1 protein-coding gene is annotated in these 1,586 nt (G+C 50.3%); it reads right to left on the bottom strand.

Features of this window, described 5'->3' with window-relative positions; all coding sequences use genetic code 11:
- Window positions 1-21: 21 nt before the first annotated feature.
- Window positions 22-1,407, bottom strand: a complete 1,386-nt coding sequence (locus RMSM_RS01895; protein ID WP_052031446.1) for an IS4 family transposase — start codon at window positions 1,405-1,407, stop codon at window positions 22-24.
- Window positions 1,408-1,586 lie beyond the last annotated feature (179 nt).

Genomic DNA, 1,586 nt, shown 5'->3' with positions numbered 1-1,586 from the left:
ACGAATGGCACGGGCTTAGTCCTAAGCTGCTGTGGCGTAACGGTTTCGGTTCGGGTCTCGGGGTGTCTTCATTAGTTTGTAGTTTTTATGCCTGCGTTTGAGTTCGCGTTTTTCTTGACGCCCTGGTCGGTCGCCAACCGCTAGCTCCGCGATGCTCTCAAGCAGGTTATCCCACTGCTGTGCGGTCCGCCCAGAACGAAGACGCAAGCAGGCCGCAAATTCTTCCAACGCCTGCATCGTACCCGTAAAACTTATATTCGCTGGGCACAGATTAAACTTCAACGCGGAAGCGAGCATTGCTGCACGAACTAAATTGAAGCCGATCATATGACAATGAATTTCTTTACGCACCATTTGAGGGCTCTTGCAGCGGAGGTGTTCCATTTGCATCTGTGTCTTCAAACTGCGGATGTGGAGTTCAACCTGCCATCTTCTTCTATAGAGTTCGGCAAGTTCTTCCGCTGAGTACTGTTCTGGATCTAGCAAGGTCGTCGCCAGGATGATCTCTCTGGTTCGAAAGCCCTTTTGATGGACCTTATACTTGAGGTGACGGACGAGGATCATGTCGGGGATCTGGTCATATTCTTCCCGCGTCATCCAGCTCGGGCGCGAAGGCTTGCCGTAAACGACTAGCTGATCTAGGTAACCAAGTTTCAGCCCCTTTCGAAAGTCAATTTTTCGAAGATGATGCGCGCGAGCGACGAGATCGATACCACGCACTTCTCCCATCGCCAACACCCAGAAACTTGCATAGTAGCGATCCGCCAAGAGGATGCGGCCTGGCAATATACGGTGTAAAATCGTCCTCAGTAGCGAAGTCTCACCAGTTTGCTTTCCCTGGTAAGGAGCCAATGCATTGAACTGGATCGCACCGGTTGCCAGTGAAAACAAGCCAATCATTCTTGCGATGGGAAAACCGCATCCAGGCTTCTGGCTTTTCATCTGTGGGTACGCTTCTTGATTCTTAGCGCTGTCCGCCATCGTCACGGTCCAACCGTCAACCATTTCGACAATCCGTCCCTTAAACAGCCAAGCCTGATTCGTTGCTTCTTCGCATCGCTGAGAAGTCCAATCCAGCAATCGTTCAAAGAGTTGCTCGGGAAGCCTGCTGCGTGCTTTGCAATAAGAGGTTGTCTCCGTGCTGACTCGAGCTAAGCCTTTGGCTACACGCCAGGAGTTGAATCTTGCAATAGCCTGTTGGCAACTGTGATCTGCTGAGAGCACCTGGGAGATAAATAACCAGACTGTGATCATGGGAGTGTAAATTCGGTCGCGATGTTTGTACTTCAATTCGTCGCAAATCTGTGCAGTTATTTTATGTGGCAACAACAGATCGAGGACCAGCGAGGAAGCTCGCTGAAGTTGGCTTTGAATTACAAAATCAGAATCGTTAGACTGAGTATTCACGGCGAGCTCTCCTTTGGGGCGGATGATTTGATAACACCATTCCAACGGAAGCTCGCTGTGATTTCAACTCATAATCGGTACGCCGAATGCTGGTCGTCATTTGCTGCTACTACCGGCAGAGCTAGCAAAATCCCCACGCCACTACATCTAGTGTTTCTATCCTTAAGCCCGTGCCATTC

It is taken from the genome of Rhodopirellula maiorica SM1, assembly GCF_000346295.1.
Classification (GTDB): Bacteria; Planctomycetota; Planctomycetia; order Pirellulales; family Pirellulaceae; genus Novipirellula; species Novipirellula maiorica.
The sequence above is the reverse complement of the archived record's forward strand: the minus strand, read 5'-3'. Positions and strand labels throughout refer to the sequence as shown.